This window comes from Hymenobacter terrigena (genome assembly GCF_054776515.1).
In genome coordinates this window covers 266,354-284,807 of record NZ_BAAHBU010000001.1, presented here as the reverse complement: position 1 = coordinate 284,807, position 18,454 = coordinate 266,354, and the positions used below count along the sequence as shown (strand labels likewise).

Annotated in this window: 10 protein-coding genes; 6 read left to right on the top strand and 4 right to left on the bottom strand. The window is 63.2% G+C overall.

From position 1 onward, the window contains the following. Positions 1-62: 62 nt before the first annotated feature. Positions 63-2,633 (bottom strand): PIG-L family deacetylase, encoded by a 2,571-nt coding sequence (locus ACYU7Q_RS00995; RefSeq protein WP_460607566.1) that lies wholly within the window; start codon positions 2,631-2,633, stop codon positions 63-65. Positions 2,634-2,877: 244 nt separating this feature from the next. Here ACYU7Q_RS00995 and ACYU7Q_RS00990 point away from each other — a divergent pair, with 244 nt between their 5' ends. Further along, entirely contained in the window at positions 2,878-4,533 is a 1,656-nt protein-coding gene (locus ACYU7Q_RS00990) for a S8 family peptidase (protein WP_460607565.1), read from the top strand. Between the two features lie 187 nt (positions 4,534-4,720). Here the strand turns inward: ACYU7Q_RS00990 and ACYU7Q_RS00985 are convergent, their stop codons facing one another. Beyond that, a complete protein-coding gene (locus ACYU7Q_RS00985) occupies positions 4,721-5,530 on the bottom strand; it encodes an SDR family oxidoreductase (RefSeq protein ID WP_460607564.1) in 810 nt (269 codons plus the stop codon). 276 nt (positions 5,531-5,806) lie between these two features. Here ACYU7Q_RS00985 and ACYU7Q_RS00980 point away from each other — a divergent pair, with 276 nt between their 5' ends. From ACYU7Q_RS00980 to ACYU7Q_RS00960, 5 genes are all read left to right on the top strand, one after another. Further along, positions 5,807-8,080 carry a GEVED domain-containing protein gene (locus tag ACYU7Q_RS00980; RefSeq protein WP_460607563.1) on the top strand — a complete coding sequence of 758 codons (2,274 nt, stop codon included), beginning with the start codon at positions 5,807-5,809 and terminating at the stop codon, positions 8,078-8,080. Between the two features lie 108 nt (positions 8,081-8,188). Next, on the top strand, positions 8,189-14,731 hold the full coding sequence (locus ACYU7Q_RS00975) for a T9SS type B sorting domain-containing protein (protein ID WP_460607562.1): 6,543 nt from the start codon (positions 8,189-8,191) through the stop codon (positions 14,729-14,731). 210 nt (positions 14,732-14,941) lie between these two features. After that, positions 14,942-16,354: a class I SAM-dependent RNA methyltransferase gene (gene rlmD, locus ACYU7Q_RS00970; RefSeq protein ID WP_460607561.1), complete on the top strand. Its 1,413-nt coding sequence runs from the start codon at positions 14,942-14,944 to the stop codon at positions 16,352-16,354. Positions 16,355-16,500: 146 nt separating this feature from the next. Further along, complete coding sequence (locus ACYU7Q_RS00965; RefSeq protein WP_460607560.1) at positions 16,501-16,770, top strand: GIY-YIG nuclease family protein; 270 nt, start codon at positions 16,501-16,503, stop codon at positions 16,768-16,770. A gap of 69 nt (positions 16,771-16,839) precedes the next feature. After that, on the top strand, positions 16,840-17,214 hold the full coding sequence (locus ACYU7Q_RS00960) for a hypothetical protein (protein ID WP_198067283.1): 375 nt from the start codon (positions 16,840-16,842) through the stop codon (positions 17,212-17,214). Between the two features lie 76 nt (positions 17,215-17,290). Here the strand turns inward: ACYU7Q_RS00960 and ACYU7Q_RS00955 are convergent, their stop codons facing one another. Together ACYU7Q_RS00955 and ACYU7Q_RS00950 are read right to left on the bottom strand one after the other, a co-directional pair. Further along, on the bottom strand, positions 17,291-17,746 hold the full coding sequence (locus ACYU7Q_RS00955) for a YybH family protein (protein WP_460607559.1): 456 nt from the start codon (positions 17,744-17,746) through the stop codon (positions 17,291-17,293). 122 nt (positions 17,747-17,868) lie between these two features. Next, positions 17,869-18,393 carry a hypothetical protein gene (locus ACYU7Q_RS00950; protein ID WP_460607558.1) on the bottom strand — a complete coding sequence of 175 codons (525 nt, stop codon included), beginning with the start codon at positions 18,391-18,393 and terminating at the stop codon, positions 17,869-17,871. Positions 18,394-18,454 lie beyond the last annotated feature (61 nt).

Here is an 18,454-nt window from a genome sequence, read left to right as displayed (position 1 = left end):
TCCGCGCATCGTCGGGGCCGTCTCGCCCAAGCGCGGACTCGCAGAGTCCACGCTACATTCCACTACTGCGCCGGTTCCTTCCCGTAGGAAATCATGTTCGTGATAATGCGGTACGCGCCCGGCACGCCCGCCGGCAGCTCCCGGAACAGCGACAAGCCCGTGTAGATGTAGTGCCCCTTCCCGTAGTCCGTCACCAGAATGGCGCTTTCCTTGGCCGGTTCGCCGGGGTCGCTGCTCGAAATCACGGTCTGGTATTTCGGGTCCCATTTTGAGGGGTAGTAGAGGCCCTGCTCCTGCACCCAGCCTTTGAAATCTTCCGCCGTAATCTTGTTCGGGGCGGCCAGTAGCTGGTGCTTGCTCAGCGTCACGGGGGCGTCTTCTACGGTCACGCGGTCAGTCGAAAGCGTCATTGGGTATGGGCCGATTTCGGGCATTACGGTGCCGCGGTTCACCACGTATTGAACCACCACGTTGCCGCCCTGCTCCATGTATTTGAGGATTTCGGGCTGCTGGGTTTTGAGGCGGTCCACGGTGTTGTAGGCGCGGATGCCCACCACCAGGGCGTCGTATTGCTTGAGACGGGCGGCGGTGAGGTCTTTGGGTTCAAGCAAGGTCACGTTGTAGCCCACTTGGCGCAGGGCCTCGGGCACTTCGTCGCCAGCGCCCATAAGGTAGGCCACGTTCTGGCCGCGCTTGCGCAATTCTAGTTTCACGAGCGGGGCCACGGCTTCGGGAAACAGCGTTTGGGTGGGGATGTGGGGGTATTGGATGGTCTGGATGCCGCGGCTGTAGGCCTGGCCGTCCACGGTGGCCACGGCGCGCAACTCCGTTTTGCCGGGAGCAGCGCCAGGGCCGGGCTGCACGCGGAACTCGATGGTTTGCTCGGCGTCTTTGGCTGCGAGGGCGAAGGACTGGCTGGCGGGGGTGCTGGTCCAGCCGGCGGGCAGGGTGAGGGCCAGCGTGCCGGCCACTCCGGCGCGGCCGGCTTTGAGGGTCACGGGCACGGTCTTGGGCTGGGCATCGGCGAAGACGTAGGCGCGGGCGGCGGGCAGGTTCACAGCCACGGGCGGCACCACGGCCAGCGGTTGGTAGAGTTCTCCAAGCACCGGGTCGGTGTGCTTGTATTGGACGGGGACCTGAGCAAAGTAGTACGCTACGCCATTAATCGAATAGAAGAAACCCACGGTGGCAACCGGTGCGTTTTCAGGCGTACCGCGCACGAAATGGCTGATTGATTTAGAATTCGACTCCGGCTCAGAATACTTATACATGCCCACAGTGCCTGGCTCTCTTAACCAATAAGGTTGGGAAATCAAGGCATTATTAAAGCCAGAAATCGGCAGTGTACCAGTCACTAACTTGCCAGCATTGAGGTCTGCTGCTTGCTTAGAATCTACCCTTGGGTCGTCTAGCACTATAGAGAGAGGGTCGCCTGGGAAATGGCTTTTGGACAGCCTAACCTTATTCAGCTTAATTGGTACGGCAGACCGATTCAGAATGGTGTAAGTCACGCTTCCTTCACCGCCACTGGCAATTGTGGGCTCGTTTACAGTTGCCTCAGCATAAATGCCTGCGCATGCCTGCAACAGAGCCGAAGTTGCTGCTAGCTTTTCGTCAACCCAGAATAAGTCTTTGGAATTTGCTCGTGAGCGCGCAAGCTCTTCATAAACTTTGGCCAGCCCCGCCACGCTGGCGCTGGGGTTGCTCGCATCATACTTGCGAATCACCTCCTCAATGAGCTTGCCCACGGCCGCGCCTCCGGGCACCCGGTTCCAGGTCTGGTCCACGCCCTCGAACAGGTCTTTGGTGGCTTTGTCGCCTTTTACGGGCTGGAAATACTCCAGCGCCTCGCCCCGCTGGGCGGCCGAGCCGAAGCCCTGGCTGCGGTGGTTGCTGCGGCTGCGGGCCGCGATTTCGCCGTAGCTCTGGCCCAGCAGGGGGTTGTAGCCGCCGGCATCGAGCTTGAGGTAGCCGTCCATGTTTTCGCCGGGCTTCACGAAGAAGCTGCCGGTGTTCCAGAGCAGGCGCTTGGGCTGCCAGGGCTGCACGTATTGCAATTGCTCGGGGAAGCGCTTGGGGTCGCCAGCGGCGTCGAAGGCTTCGGCGGCGAGGATGGCGCTGGCCTGGTGGTGGCCGTGGCCGGCGCGGGCGTCGGGCGGGAAGCGGGTAATGAGCACATCGGGCCGGCGCTGGCGGATAACCCACACCATGTCGGCCAGCACCTGCTCCTTGTCCCAGATGCGAAAGGTTTCGTCGGAGGTTTTGGAGAAGCCGAAGTCGTTGGCGCGGGTGAAGAACTGCCGGCCGCCGTCGAGGCGCCGGGCCACCAGCAGCTCCTGCGTGCGAATCACGCCGAGGCCTTCGCGCAGCTCGGGGCCGATGAGGTTCTGGCCGCCGTCGCCGCGGGTGCAGCTCAAGTAGCTGGTTTCGAGCAGGCGCTCGTTGGCCATGTAGGCGATGAGGCGGGTGTTTTCGTCGTCGGGGTGGGCGGCGATGTACATCACCGAGCCGAGGACGTTGAGCTTCTTGAGGCCCAACAGGATTTCGGAGGAAGTGTAGGACTTTGGCGTTTGGGCCAGGGCCGCCAAGGGCAGCAGCAGCGCCGCGAGCAGCGGACGTAAGGAACGAATCATGCGCAGGAAACCAGAATGAGGGCGTGAAGTTACCGGATGACTCGCGCCAGTGGGAGGACATGCAATATTTCACACCACAACTACCTTCCAACTGCCAGCTGGGCCGCCAAGGACGGTCCGGCTGGGGCCGACCGGCGCAACGTCCCGCATCGCTGGCACGTCTTTGGCTCGCCTGAACTTCATTTGTGCTAAAATCGGTTTACTAACCACACCGGCTGCTCCATTGCGGCCCTATCCTTTGTTTATGACGATTCATCCTTTCCGCCGCTGGTCGCTTTCGCTGTCCTTGCTGGCCCTGCCGGTTCTGGCCCAGGCCCAATCGGTCAATGCTACTTCGCCGGCCGTTATCCCTGCGGCCGGCGACCAGAGCGCCGCCCAATGGTACCTCAAAGACCCGCAGCTCGACAACGTGCCCGGCGTGGGCGCCAACCGCGCCTATAATGAGATTCTCAAAAACCTGGTGCCGACGCCCGTGGTGGTGGCAGTCATTGACTCGGGCATCGATACGGCCCACGTCGACCTCAAGCCGGTGCTGTGGGTGAACCGCGGCGAAATCCCCGGCAACGGCATCGACGACGACAAGAACGGCTACATCGACGACGTGCACGGCTGGAACTTCCTCGGCGCGCCCGACGGCCGCAACGTAAACGCCGAAACGCTGGAGATGACGCGCATCGTGGCCGCCGGCCGCAAGCGCTTCAAGGGCGTCACTGTTAAGACCGTGAAGCCGGCCGATAAGGCTGCCTACGCGCTGTATCAGAAAGCGGAGAAAGCTTATTCGGCCCGCCTCAAGGAGGAAACCGAGCGCAGCAAGCAGGTGGAGGAAATGAGCGGTCCGCTCACCATGATGGTGACCAGCATGAAGCAGGCCCTCGGCACCGACAAGCTCGACACCACGGCCCTCAAAAACGCCAACCCCGACGACCCCAACCTGAAACGCGCCGTGGCCGGCATGCTCGACATGATGCGCCAGACCGGCGCGGCCGACGCCGACGCCCTGCTCAAGGAGTTGAACGAGGGCGTGAAGCAGGAACGCAGCATGCTGGATAATTCGCTCAATTTGAGCTTCAATCCGCGGGCCGACATCATCAAGGACAACCCCGAGGACGTGAACCAGCGCTTTTACGGCAACAACGACCTCCACGGCCCTGACCCCATGCACGGCACCCACGTCTCGGGCATCATTGCGGCGGTGCGCACCAATAACCTCGGCATCCAGGGCCTCGCCCCCGACCCCGTGCGCATCATGATGGTGCGCGCCGTGCCCGACGGCGACGAGCGCGACAAGGACATTGCCAACGCCATCCGCTACGCCGTGGACAACGGCGCGCAGATTATCAACATGAGCTTCGGCAAGGAATTCTCGCCCCAGCGCCCCGCCGTGGAAGCCGCCTACAAGTACGCCGCCCAGAAAGGCGTGCTGCTGGTGCACGCCGCCGGCAACGAAAACCACAACCTCGACGTGGCCGACAACTACCCGGCCTCGTTCTACATGAACAACACGCCCATCCCGAACCTGCTGACGGTCGGCGCCTCCGGCCCAAAGGACAACGTGAACCTGACCGCCGACTTCTCGAACTACAGCAAGAAGGGCGTGGACGTGTTCGCGCCCGGCGTGGGCATCTACAGCACGCTGCCCGGCAGCACCTACGGCAACGAAAGCGGCACCAGCATGGCCTCGCCCGTGACGGCCGGCGTGGCGGCGGTGCTGAAATCGTACTTTCCCAAGCTCACGGCTACCGATTTGAAGCGCATCATCATGCAGTCGGCCCAGGTGCACCACACCAAAGTGCAGACGCCCGGCACCGACAAGCAGGTCGATTTCTCGACGCTCTCCGTGACCGGCGGCGTGGTGGACATGTACGAGGCCGTGAAGCTGGCGCAGAAGGCATCGATGTAATCTCGCGCCTGTCATTGCGAGTGGAGCGCAGCGGAACGCGGCAATCCGTCCTGTCAAAACCAAACCCTTTCTTATACCAGAAAGCCCCGACACTTCGCAGTGTCGGGGCTTTTTACGTCTCAGGGCTTATCACATTGTACAGGACGGATTGCCGCGTTCCGCTGCGCTCCACTCGCAATGACGGGCGCTACCCTACGTCCACGCCTTTTTCCTCTTTCCGAAAGTGGTTTAGCACCAGCTTATCGCTCAGGCCGGGCAGCCATTTATTGAGGAAGACCACCAGCTTGCCCTGGCCCGTGAGCACGATGGTGCGCTTGCGCTGCTGCACGGCTTTCAGGATTTCGTCGGCCACGGCCTCGCTGCTCATCATGGCGCCTTCGTCGCGCGGCGACTCGCCCTGCGAGGAGCCATCGGCCGCCAGGGCCGTGTTGCGGATGTTGGAGGCCGTGAAGCCGGGGGCGGCCGTGAGCACGTTCACGCCCTGGTCGAGCAGCTCCGTGCGCAGGGCTTCGAGGAAGCCATTCATGGCAAACTTAGAGGCCGAGTAGCCCGTGCGCCCCGGCAGGCCCCGGTAGCCCGCGATGCTGCTGATGCCCACGATGGTGCCCTTGCGCTGCAGCAGATGCGGCAGCGCAAACTTGGTGGTGAACACGGTGCCGAAGAAGTTGGTCTGCATCAGCCGCTTGATGACCTCCAAATCCGCATCCTGAAACCGGGCGCGCATGCTGATGCCGGCGTTGTTGAGCAGCACGTCGAGGCCACCGAAGCGGGCCACGGTTTCGGTCACGGCGCGCTCGGCGGCGGCTTCGTCGCCCACATCGGCCCGGACGGTGAGGTGGGCGACGCCCGCAACGGCCAGGGCGGCGGCGGTATCGGCCAATTTATTTTCATCGCGCCCGGTGATGGCGACCTGGTAGCCGGCCCGGCCGAAAGCCAGCGCGCAAGCCCGGCCAATGCCCGACGTGCCGCCGGTAATGAGAACAGTGGGAGTTGGCATAACCTAAAAAATAATGCCCCAGCCAGGCCGGGGAGAAAGATGAGCGAATAATCCCGGCAAACTTACGGCGGGGTGGTGCGATTTTTGCGCCGCGTCATTAAACCTCCTTCGCGGGTTCTGGTCAGCTACTTGCTGGCTGCGCGGCGGCCGGCATTAGGCGAACCCGCGTGCGGGGTGGCCGACTCAGAGTGGATAATGGCCGATTGCGGCGGGGCCATGGCCGCTTTCTGCTTACATTTATCCGTTGAATTCAATTACTTTCTTTCAAAGTACCGTATGCATCCACACTTACGTTCCTGGTCCCGGTTTGCGCCGGGTTTTATTGCTGTTTTGCTGGGACTGGGCGTAAGCTCAGCGTCTGTTGCCCAGACCACCTGCCCCATTGCGGCCACGTGCACGCCCGGCCGGGCCAGCAACGCACAGGCCAACCTCTACGGCATGGGCATTCTCAACGTCACCGTTGGGAATAACCTCATCAACAACACCACGGGCAACTACATCGACGGCTACCACGACTACGGTTGCACCGTCAACGCAGCCCTGACGGTGGGCCAGGCCTACACCATCAGCGTGCGTACCGGCCCGAACGTGAACGAGAGCGTGAAGGTGTGGATTGACTACAACAACGACGGGGCCTTCACCGGCAACAACGAGCTGGTGCTCGACGCGCCCAACAGCATCCTGCACACGGGCACGTTTACGCCGCCGGCCTCGGCCGTGCTCAGCACCAACCTGCGCATGCGGGTGTCGTCGGACTATGCGCTGGCCACCACCGTGCCCACGTCGTGCTCCACGCCTCAATACTCGCAGGTAGAAGACTACAGCGTGCAGCTGTCGTCGAACGTGAGCGCGCCGGTAGCGGCCTTCACCACCAATGGCACCACTACCTGCTCGGGCACCGTGCAGTTCACCGATGCCAGCCAGAACCTGCCCACGTCCTGGCTCTGGACCTTTGGCGACGGCACCACCAGCACCCTGCAAAACCCCTCGCACACCTACACCACGGCCGGCACCTATGCCGTGACGCTGCGCGCCACCAACGCGGTGGGCAACAACACCAGCGCCGCCACCAGCATTGTGTATAATGCGTCGGTGCCGCCGGCGGCCAGCTGCTCGCCCCAGACCACCAACTACTTTGCCAACTACGGCATCACCCGCTTCCAACTGGGCACCATCGATAACACCTCGGCCGACGGCAGCGCCGGCTACCAGGACTTTACCTGCCCGCAGCGCACCGAGCTGATTGCGGGCGTGAGCAACCAGATGATTATTACCACGGGCGGCGTGAACCGGCACGACATTCGGGTGTACCTGGACCTGAATAACAACGGCGTTTTTGCCGCTTCCGAGCTGGTGTACACGGGCCTGAACACGGCCAGCCCCGGCGCTACCACCACCCTCACGCTGCCCACCGGCACCACGCTCAACCAGCCCCTGCGCCTGCGCGTGATGGCCGATGCCATTGGCAACGTTGGGGGCCCCTGCGTGAGCCCCGTGAGCGGCCAGGTGGAAGACTACACCGTCATCGCCCGGCCCAACACGCTGCCGCCCATCATCAACTTCAGCTCCAACTACGTGCCCGGCGGCTGCGTGAACCCCATCCAGTTCACCGACCTCACCAGCAACCTGCCCACTTCCTGGCTGTGGAGCTTCGGCGATGGCACGACCAGCACGCTGCAAAATCCTTCGCACACCTACACCGCCTCAGGCACCTACAACGTTACGCTCGCGGCCACGAACACCAACGGCCAGGCCAGCGTGACGCGCCTGAACGCGGTGACCATTCAGGTGCCGTGCCTCACGTACTGTGCTTCGTATGGCACGGGCGGCTTCGGCCCTGCCGGGCAGCAGCTGCCCAGCCCTTTCTATATAAGCACCGTGAGCATTGCCAATGCCTCGCCGGCGTTCACCAACAGCACCAGCGTGGCCACGGGTGGCTACGCCAACTACACCAGCCTGGCCCTGGCGGCCTACGCAGGCAACTCGCTCACCCTGTCCGTGGGCACGAACCTGGCCGCCAACCACCGCACCTCGGCCTGGGTAGACTGGAACATGAACGGCACGTTTGAAGCCTCCGAGCTGGTGGTGAACGGCACGGCCACGGCCAACACGTTCGCGGCGCCCTTCACGGTGCCCACCGGCACGGCCGGTATCAACCCGCGCATGCGGGTGATGGTGGTGGCCAACGTCACCGGCGGTACGCCCAACCCCTGCGCCGTCAACGTCCTCAACGCTGAGGTGGAAGACTACCAGCTGCGCATCCTGGGCTTGGCTACTCGCGAGGCCCAGGCCCTGCCCACGCTTAGCCTCTTCCCCAACCCCACCCTGGACGGGCGGGTGAGCCTGCACCTGCCCGATGCCAGCGCCGCCGGCCTCTACGCTGCCGAAGTGCAGAACCTGCTGGGTGCTACGGTGCTGCGCACGGCCCTGCGCCTGGGCCCCGCCGCGGATGCTCAGCTGGACCTGAGCGCCTTGCCGGCCGGCGTGTACGTGCTGCGCCTGCGCGACGCGCAGGGCCAGACCGCCTTGCGCCGCGTGGTGCGCGAGTAACCAAACCATTCCTTCGGGCCACCAAGCCTGAATCCGCCTTCTAACCGCCCCGGCTGCCTTCTGGTGGCCGGGGCAGTTTTTCAGATTTCCTACCCTTCATTTTATTATATGCCTACAACCTTACTACGGCGTTTTTTTGGGCCGATGCTACTGCTGGTGCTGCTGGTGCTGGGAGCCCGCCCGGCGCAGGCCTCGCATGCCCTAGGCGGCGAGATGAATTACCGCTACATAGATGCCAGCGGCCCGACCGGAACCCCGTTCCGCTACGAGATAACCGTTACTCTATACATTAATGCGTTGCCTGGTGCGACCACGTACCCCAACAGCGCACCCGTCGAACTATATAATCGGACTACGGGCGCCTCTTTGCCCTCGGCCAACCTGCCGCGAATAGGCCCAACGCCGGTGGCTATTCAGCCACCAATTCCGGTGGGCTGTGCCGTCACGGGACCAAGCCAGCCATTTTACCTGGTAAAGTACCAGCAGACGGTCAATCTGCCGGTGTCTTTCGATGGGTACTACGCCGTGTATTCGCTGGGCAACCGCAACGCGGGCATTGCCAACATAGCCAATTCGGCCAATTTTCCGATGACGCTGTATGTGAGCATGGCCCCGCCCCTGATTTTCAACCGGTCGCCCGTGTTTTCGGATACGGCCGTGGCCATCGTGTGCCAGAACGATACCACCATCACCCTCAACAACGCCACTGACCCCGACGGGGACCGGCTGGTGTACACCTTCGGCACTCCGTACGGGCAGGCAACCAGCCCAAACGCCACGCCGCCCCTGGCCACGCCGCTGGTCTATAATCCGACATACAGCACCGCAAACCCCTTCGGAGTCGGAGCCGGCAACTTCGCCCTCATCAACGCCACCACTGGCGTTGCCAAGTACGGCGGCACCGCCATCGGCCAGTACGTGGTGGCCGTTGACGTGTCGGAGTACCGCAATATTAACGGGCAGCAAGTGCTGCTCGGCACTACCCGGCGTGATTTACAGCTCTTGGTAAGAACCTGCCCGCCCACGCCGCCGCCGGTGCTGCCCTCCACCATCACCACGCCCCGCAACTATACAATTGAAGAGGGGCAGTCGCTCAGCATTCCCATTTCGGCCACCCAGGCCAGCGCTGGCCACCCGTTGGTGCTCACGGTCAACAGCGTTTTGCTCGATGGCAGCGGGCCGTTTAATACGACCTTCAATGGCAGTACCGGCACCGTAGTGCCGGGCAACCTGACGGGCACGGCTACGGCTACGGGCACGGCCTCGGTGAGCGGCACTTTTGTGTTTAACTCGAGCTGCGGCAATGCCCGCGCCACGGCGTATGACCTAGGCGTGACCGTGAAGGACAACGGCTGCGGCGGCAAGCTCGCGGCCGACCTATTTCGCATTACCGTAACCAAAGCGGCCGGCCCCACTGCCATCACGGGCCCGGCCTCGGTGTGCGACCCGGCCACGGCGCGCACCTACACCGCTACCGGCCCGGTGCCGGCCTCCTACCGCTGGCGCATCACGGGCGGCACTATCACGAGCGGCCAGGGTACCAACACGGTGCAGGTGACCTGGGCCAGTGCCAACACCACCGGCACGCTGTCGCTCAAAGGCGTTTCAACCTACGGCTGCCTTTCTGACTCGGTGGTTAAAACCGTGGACATCCGGCCCCTCCCGGCCCTTACCGCCGTGGCCGCCGCGCCCAGCATCTGCCAGGGCACGTCGACTACTTTGACCGTGACCGGCGTGGCGGGCCTGACTTACACCTGGACCGGCGGCGGCATCAACTCGACCGGTACTACCGTCACAGTATCGCCCACCGCTACCACTACCTACAGCGTAACGGGCACCGACGGCACCTGCACCACCACGACCACCGTGACGGTGACCGTGACGGCCCCGCCCGTCGCCAACGCCGGCCCCGACGTTACCGTGTGCCCCAGCTTGGTAGGCGCACCCGGCCCTACCGTGCAAATCGGAACGGCAGCCGTTACAGGCTTCACCTATGCCTGGACCCCGGCCACTGGCCTGAGCAGCACCAGTGTGGCCCAGCCCACCGTGACCCTGCCCAACATCACCGGCGCGCCCATCACCCGTACCTACACGCTCACCGTATCTTCCGGCCCAAGCTGCCTGAGCCGCGACTCGGTGGTGGTGACGGTGAGCCCCGCCGCCGTGGCCGATGCCGGCCCGGCCCGCAGCACCTGCTCGGGCGTGGCTTCGGCTGCCATTGGCACGCCGGCGCTGGCTGGCTATACCTATAGCTGGAGCCCCGCCACCGGCCTGAGCAGCCCCACAGCTGCCCAACCAACTGTGACGCTGACTAACACCACCGGCGCGCCCATCACCCAGACCTACACCGTGACGGCCACCACCGCCGCCGGCTGCACCGCGACTTCGTCGGTTGTCGTGACCATCAACCCCGCCGCCGTGGCCGTACCCGGCCCGGCCATCAGCTTCTGCTCGGGCACGGTTTCGGCCCCGCTGGGCGGTGCGGCTACGCCCGTGGCCGGCACTACTTATAGCTGGACGCCCACCACCGGCCTCAGCAACCCGAACATCCTCAACCCAACGGTGACCGGCACCAACACGACTGGCGCACCCATCACCACCACCTACACCCTGACGGCCACTACGGCTCAGGGCTGCTCGGCCACCAGCACGGTGGCCGTGACCATCAACCCCGCGGCCGTGGCCGATGCCGGCCCGGCCCGCGCCACCTGCTCCAACGTGCCCGTGGCCATTGGCAACGGCACGGTCGTAGCTGGCACCACCTATGCCTGGAGCCCGGCCACCGGCCTGAGCAGCACTTCGGTGCTGAATCCGACCGTGACCCTGCCCAACCTGACCGGCGCGCCCATCACCCAGACCTACACCCTGACCGCTACCACGGCCAACGGCTGCACCGCTACCAGTACTGTAGCCGTAACCGTGAATCCTGCCGCCGTGGCGCAGGCTGGTCCGGCCGTGGCCTTCTGCTCGGGCGAAAGCCGTACGCTGGGCGCGGGCACCGCCATTGCCGGCACCACCTACGCCTGGAGCCCCACCACTGGCCTGAGCAGCCCCTCAGTATTGAACCCCACCGTGACCTTAACTAACACGACTGGTGCACCCATTACTACGACCTATACCCTGACCGCTACCACTGCCAACGGCTGCTCGGCTACGTCCACCGTAGCCGTAACCGTGAACCAAGCTGCTGTGGCCCAGGCCGGCCCGGCCGTAACATTCTGCTCAGGCGAAACCCGGACACTGGGCGCCGGTACTACCGTAGCAGGCACCACCTACGCCTGGAGCCCCACCACGGGCTTAAGCAGCGCCTCGGCCCTGAGCCCAACCGTGACACTTACCAACACCACCGGCGCAGCCATTACCACCACCTACACTCTGACAGCCACTACGGCCCAAGGCTGCACCGCCACCAGTACCGTAGCTGTAACCGTGAATCCCGCCGCGGTGGCGCAAGCCGGGCCGGCCGTAACGTTCTGCTCGGGCGAAACCCGCACGCTGGGCGCCGGCACTACCGTAGCAGGCACCACCTACGCCTGGAGCCCCACCACTGGCCTGAGTGACCCCACCGCCCTAAACCCGACCGTCACGCTGACCAACACCACCGGCGCGCCCATCACCACGACCTATACCCTGACCGCCACTACCGCTAATGGTTGCTCGGCCACCAGCACCGTGGCCGTAACCGTGAACCAGGCCGCCGTAGCTCAGGCCGGGCCGGCTAAAGCTACTTGCTCGAATGTGGGCGTGGTTATCGGTACCGGCACGGCCGTGACCGGCACTACCTACGCCTGGACGCCCGCTACCGGCCTGAGCAGCGCCACTGCCCTCACCCCCACCCTGACGCTGCCCAACCTGACGGCCGCCCCCATTGTGGTGACCTACACCCTGACGGCCACTACGGCTCAGGGCTGCTCGGCCACCAGCACGGTGGCCGTGACCATCAACCCCGCGGCCGTGGCCGATGCCGGCCCGGCCCGCGCCACCTGCTCCAACGTGCCCGTGGCCATTGGCAACGGCACGGTCGTAGCTGGCACCACCTACGCCTGGAGCCCGGCCACCGGCCTGAGCAGCACTTCGGTGCTGAATCCGACCGTGACCCTGCCCAACCTGACCGGCGCGCCCATCACCCAGACCTACACCCTGACCGCTACCACGGCCAACGGCTGCACCGCCACCAATACGGTGGTGGTAACCATTAACCCGGCTGCCGTGGCCATAGCGGGAGCCAACCAAGCCGTGTGCTCGGGCGCGACCATCACGCTGGGCGCGGCTCCGATTACGGGCACCACCTACAGCTGGAGCCCGGCCACCGGCCTGAGCAGCGCCACCGTGGCCAACCCCACGTTCACGCTGACCAACACCACGACCGCCCCGAACCCCATCACCTTCACCCTGACCGCCACCACCGCCAACGGCTGCGTGGCCACCAGCACCGTGACCGTGACCGTGAACCCCGCCGCCGTAGCCGATGCCGGCCCTGATGCGGCCGTCTGCGACCTTAAAACCATTGCCCTGGGCACCCCGGCCCGCGCCGGCTACACCTACAGTTGGGCACCGGCCACGGGTCTGAGCAGCACCACCGCCGCGCAGCCCGTATTCACGGCCTCGAACACCACGACCGCGCCCATCACCCGCACTTACACCGTGACGGCCACCACCGCCAACGGCTGCGTGAGCACCGATGCCGTGGTCGTCACCATCAACCCGCGCCCGGCGGCTGCGGCCATTGTAGGGCCGGCTTCGGTGTGCCCCACCGTCACGGGCATTGCCTATTCGGTGGCTAGCCCAACGGGCACGACTTTCCCGCCCGGCACGCCCTTCACCTGGCAGATTAACGGCGGCACCATCACCGCCGGCCAGGGCACCCCGGCCATCACCGTGGACTGGGGCGTGGCCAGCACCGGCGGCTACCTCAAGGTATTCAGCCTGAATGCCCAAGGTTGCTCGTCCGATACTACCACCCTACCCATCGTAATCAACCAGCGCCTGCAAACGGTGCGGCCTACCGGTCCTGGCGACATTGGCGTGGGCCAGCCCCCGGTTCGGGGCGTGTGCCAGGCCGATGGCCCCTACCGCTACGTGAGTGGCGCGTACGCCAACGGCTCCAGTTACGCCTGGACCATCATCGGCGGCACGCAGGTGAGTACCTTCCAGAATACGGTGACCGTGAATTGGACGCCCGTGACGGTGCCCACCATTGGCAAGATTGTGGTGACGGAAACCAGCAACCCCGCCAGCGGTGTGCGCTGCCTGGGCACTTCCGATACGCTGCGAGTGCTCATCAACCCTTCGCCCCGCCCCACCCTGGCCATTACCGCCCCGGTGCGCGTGTGCCAGACCAACGGCCCCGTGACCTTCGGCCTGCCCGGCGGCTTCACCGGCTCTACTTATGTGTTCCAGCTGGGTAGTACCACGCTGGCCGGCACCGGCAACACCCGCGTGCTGAATACGCTGCCCGCTCCCGGCACCTACACCCTTACGGTGCAGGAAACCACCTCGGCCGGCTGCGTGGGCCCGCTCTATACCACGCCCTTCACGGTGGCTCCTACGCCCACGGCTCCTACTATTTCGGGCTCGGGTTTCGTGTGTAATGTGGCCCAGACCCAGCAGTACGCCATTGCCAACCCCACTGCCGGCGCGAGCTACCAGTGGACCGTGGTGGGCGGCACCATTACGGCGGGCGGCACCAGCAGCCAGGTTACGGTGCGCTTCAACGCGACCGGTCCGTACACGGTGAGCGCCGCTGAAATCAGCGCCGCGCCCGCTTCCTGCACCGGCCCGGCTACTACGCGTACCATCCTGTTCGATAGCCCGACGGTGGTGCTGACCAATGCCTCGGTGGATGCCGCTAGCAACAACCGTGTCATCCTCAGCCTGAGCGTACCCAACAGCGGCAACACCCCCAACCAAGTGCAGGTATCGCGCCGCGTGGCGGGCTCTGGCACCTTCGCCGTAGTGGGCCAGGTGGCAGCTTCGGCCACCACCTTCACCGACAACAGCGCGGTGGATGCCAACGCCAATTCCTACGAGTACCAGCTCAGCCTCACCAACGGCTGCGGCACGCCTAATACCACCGGCGTGGCCCAGACCATCCGCCTGCAAGCCACCGCCACGGCCACCGCTGGCGGCCGCGACCAAGGCAGCACGGCCCTCACCTGGAACGCCTTCGTGGGCTTTGCAGTGAAGGAATACCGCATCTACCGCCGCTCCGATGCCGGTGCGCCGGTGCTCATTGCCACAGTGAGCCCAACGACGCTGCAATACACCGCCACCAACAACGACCCGAACGCCACTGCCACCGGCGTGGGCTTCAGCCAGAACTTCCGGGTGGTGGCCGCCAGTACCGATGCCACGCCGCTGCTCTCGAACTCGAACGAAACCAGCGTGAGCTTCGCCAACGCCGTGAAGACCTATAACGTCATCACTCCGAACCGCGACGGCCTCAACGATGTGCTCATCATCGACAACATCTCCCTCTACCCCGGCAACACCTTCACCATCTTCAACCGCTGGGGCCGCGAGGTGTACAAAACCACCAACTACCAGAACAATTGGGGTGGCGACGACAGCACGCCCGCCGGCAACTACTTCTACATCCTGACCCTGCCCAACGGCACCAGCCAGAAGAACTGGTTCGAGATAATTAAGTAGACCACTTGCTGTACTGAGAAAAGGCCTTCCGGTTTCGGGAGGCCTTTTTTGTTGGATGAGTGGTTCGGCACCGGTCGCAAGTGGTGTAAAACCGCTCAAGAGTAGTTGCGAACCGGTCCCGAGTGGTTCCGCACCACTCCCGTCCACAAAATCCGTGAAATCCGGAAAATTCGCATGAATCCGTGGTTCAGACAGTAGTTTTGCACCCTTATGAGCCGAGCCAAAAAAATAGCCCCCGAGTTACTCCGCAACGTCACCATCCAGGACATGGTCGCCGAAGGCAAATGCCTGGTCCGCGTCGAGAACCTCGTCATTTTCGTGTCGCAGGTCGCCCCTGGCGACGTGGTTGATTTGCACGTCACCAAAGCCAAGAAGAGCTTTCTCGAAGCCGTACCGGTGAAGTTTCACCAGTATTCGGAGCTGCGCACCACGCCGTTTTGCCAGCACTTCGGCACCTGCGGCGGCTGCAAGTGGCAGCACTTGGGCTACGATACCCAGCTGCGCTTCAAGCAACAGCAGGTGGTCGACCAGCTCACTCGCATCGGCAAAGTGGCCCTGCCCGAGATTCCGTTCATCCTCTCCTCGCCCGAGCGCACCTACTACCGCAACAAGCTCGAATACACCTTCTCGGACAACGGCTGGCTCACCACCGAGCAAATCAACGACGACACCCAGACCTTCGACCGCAATGTGCTGGGCTTCCACACCCCCGCCCGCTTCGATAAGATTATCGACGTGCAGCACTGCCACCTCCAGGCCGAGCCCAGCAACGAAATCCGCCTCTTCGTGCGCGACTACGGCCGCGAGCACGGCCTCGAATTCGGCAACATGGTGCGCCAGACCGGCAACCTGCGCAACCTCATCATCCGCACCGCCCAGAGCACCGGCGAAATCATGGTGATTTTGCAGTGCTACCGCCCCCACGAGAGCATCGAGCCCCTGCTCGACGCCCTCTACGCCAAGTTCCCCGGCATCACTTCGCTCAACTATGTGCTCAACAGCAAGGGCAACGAAACCTTCCACGACCTCGACGTGGTGTGCTACCACGGCAAGCCCTACATCGAGGAAGAAATGGAAGGCCTGCGTTTCCGCATCGGCCCCAAGTCCTTCTACCAAACCAACTCCGAAGGCGCCCACCAGCTCTACAAAGTGGCCCGCGAGTTCGCCGACCTCAAAGGCGATGAGCTCGTGTACGACCTCTACACCGGGGCCGGCACCATTGCCAGCTTCGTGGCCCACCAGGCCCGCAAAGTCATCGGCGTCGAGTACGTGGCCCAAGCCGTAGCCGACGCCCACGTCAACGCCGAAATTAATAACATCACCAACACCGAGTTCTACGCCGGCGACATGAAGGACATCCTCACCGCCGAGTTCACCGCCCACCACGGCCGCCCCGACGTCCTCATCACTGACCCGCCCCGCGCCGGCATGCACCCCGACGTGGTGGCCCGCCTGCTGGAGCTGCGCGCCCCCCGCATCGTCTACATCAGCTGCAACCCCGCCACCCAGGCCCGCGACTTAGAGCTACTGGATGCCGCTTATAAAGTCACCCGCGTGCAGCCAGTGGATATGTTCCCCCACACGCACCACGTAGAGAATGTGGTGGCGCTGGAGTTGAAGTAGAACGGCCGCGCCTGTCATCCTGAGCGCAGCGAAGGACCTTATCATGCCAGTACAGTTTGCAGTAATTTTAAATAATGCGAACGTGATAAGGTCCTTCGCTCCACTTGGTATGACAAACAACAAATCAGCCCACCATGCCCTACTATGTGTACATCACCACCAACCCCGCTCGTAAGGTGTTGTACATCGGCATCACCAACAATATCGCCGACCGGCTGGCACAGCACTACGCCAACCGCGGCTCGGCCGAAACCTTCGCCGGCCGCTACTTCTGCTACAACTTAATTTACGTTGAAGAGTACCCAGACGTCAACGCCGCCATTGCTCGCGAAAAGGAATTGAAAGGTTGGACACGGGCCAAGAAGGACACATTAATTGCCATTGATAATCCTGAATGGATTTTTATCCAAACTTAAAAGCAGCGCGGCCGTGATAAGGTCCTTCGCTGCACTCAGGATGACAGACGATTCTAATTGTAACCCAACATGGACTACTTCAACGACCCCGAACTCAACGGCAAATACCTCGGCACCATCACCAAAGATTTCGTGAAGGTGTGCGACACGCTTGCCGAAGCCTCTTCCCAGATTCGCAAGGGCGACTTCAGCCAATACCCCATTTTTGTCTTTGCCAAGCAGGAAGTGCCCCTCGGCGGCCTCCTCGTCAACGCCGACGAGCTAAACCTGGACTGGCACGTCTTCGCCAGCTACCTCGAGCTCTTCGTGCAGCAAGGCATTGTCAGCGCCGACGGGGTCGAGGCGTTTCAATCGACCTATAAAGACCCCGACGAGTTCTGCTGCCTCTTCGTGCTCGATGAGGAATTCACGAATTTCGTATTTGTGCCCTATCCGGAGGATTAAAGCTGATGCGGTTTTAAAAACAAACAGCGCCCCGACTTTGAGTCGGGGCGCTGTTTGTTGTAGGGTGGGTCGTGCCCTAATTCCGGCGCTGCACCGGCAAATCTTCCAGCTGCGCGTAGCTCAGTTTCCAGGTATTATCGGCAGCTTTTTTCCAGACGAAAATATAATTACCCTCGCCGAAACCGGCGGGCTGGCCGGGGCCGGCCGGCTGCACATCCACCGAAAACGTGCCGGCCTCGTAAGCCGTGTTGGCATCGGTACCCGAGCTGCTCACGCTGGTTTTGAGGTTGCTGATGGTGGCAATGGTGGCGCTCACCCATTTCTGGGCCACTTCGTCTTTGCCTTTCCAGTGGGCATTGCCTTGCACAAAGGCCACGTCGTCGGCCATCATGCCGGTGATTTTACCCGAATCGCGGCTATTCCAGGCGTTGATAAAGTCCTGGTCCAGGGTCTGAACGTTGACGGCCTCGCCGGCTTTCGAACACGAGGAAAGCGCCACGGCCACGAGTAAACTGCAAAAAAGGGATTTCATAAATCCAGAAGGTTGGTGAAAGAAAATGTGGCGGGCAGCTTTCCCGCCGCTGCAAAACCAGCTAAAACAACCAAACCCCAGGCCAACGGCCCGGGGTTTGGTGTAATCATCATGACGGGCAATTACCAGCTCTTGCGACGAACCTGCTCCGTCGAATAAGGCTTCGAAGCGTCGCCGTACGAATCGTTGGGCAGGTAGGCCCCATTCGTCAACTCAGGCTGCGCGCCCTGCATAGCGGCGGCCGAGGCCGTGAAGCTATTGGCAGGCACCAGCGCGGCTTGGGTGGTGCGGGGGGCCGTCACCGTCTGGCGGTTGCGGGCCAGGGCCAGCTCGCGGCGGTACTCGGCTTCGCGGGCGGCCACGGCGCGGCGTTCGGCAGCAGCAGCGGCGCGCTGCTTGCGCTTATTATCGATGTGCTTGCCCACGCCGTAGCCAATGGCGCCACCGGCCACGCCGCCTACCACGCCACCCACCACGCGGTTGCGCTTGTTGATAAGGGCACCGGCAGCGGCGCCGCCCAGGCCGCCGATGGCAGTACCTTTAGCCTGCGGGCTCCAGCTTTTGAGGATTTGGGCCTGGGCCGAATGAGTGCCGAAAGACGTGCTCAACAGCACCAGCAAAGCGAAGAGATAAGGAAGCTTTTTCATGGCTTAAAAATTAAAAGAGAAAAGAAATCCGCCCGAATAATGGACAGGAAGACAATTAGCA

What these genes read in the sequence shown, in the direction of transcription:
- ACYU7Q_RS00995 (WP_460607566.1), bottom strand. Translation starts at nt 2,633, where the DNA reads ATGATTCGTTCCTTACGTCCGCTGCTCGCGGCGCTGCTGCTGCCCTTG.
- ACYU7Q_RS00990 (WP_460607565.1), top strand. Translation starts at nt 2,878, where the DNA reads ATGACGATTCATCCTTTCCGCCGCTGGTCGCTTTCGCTGTCCTTGCTG.
- ACYU7Q_RS00985 (WP_460607564.1), bottom strand. Translation starts at nt 5,530, where the DNA reads ATGCCAACTCCCACTGTTCTCATTACCGGCGGCACGTCGGGCATTGGC.
- ACYU7Q_RS00980 (WP_460607563.1), top strand. Translation starts at nt 5,807, where the DNA reads ATGCATCCACACTTACGTTCCTGGTCCCGGTTTGCGCCGGGTTTTATT.
- ACYU7Q_RS00975 (WP_460607562.1), top strand. Translation starts at nt 8,189, where the DNA reads ATGCCTACAACCTTACTACGGCGTTTTTTTGGGCCGATGCTACTGCTG.
- rlmD (WP_460607561.1), top strand. Translation starts at nt 14,942, where the DNA reads ATGAGCCGAGCCAAAAAAATAGCCCCCGAGTTACTCCGCAACGTCACC.
- ACYU7Q_RS00960 (WP_198067283.1), top strand. Translation starts at nt 16,840, where the DNA reads ATGGACTACTTCAACGACCCCGAACTCAACGGCAAATACCTCGGCACC.
- ACYU7Q_RS00955 (WP_460607559.1), bottom strand. Translation starts at nt 17,746, where the DNA reads ATGAAATCCCTTTTTTGCAGTTTACTCGTGGCCGTGGCGCTTTCCTCG.
- ACYU7Q_RS00950 (WP_460607558.1), bottom strand. Translation starts at nt 18,393, where the DNA reads ATGAAAAAGCTTCCTTATCTCTTCGCTTTGCTGGTGCTGTTGAGCACG.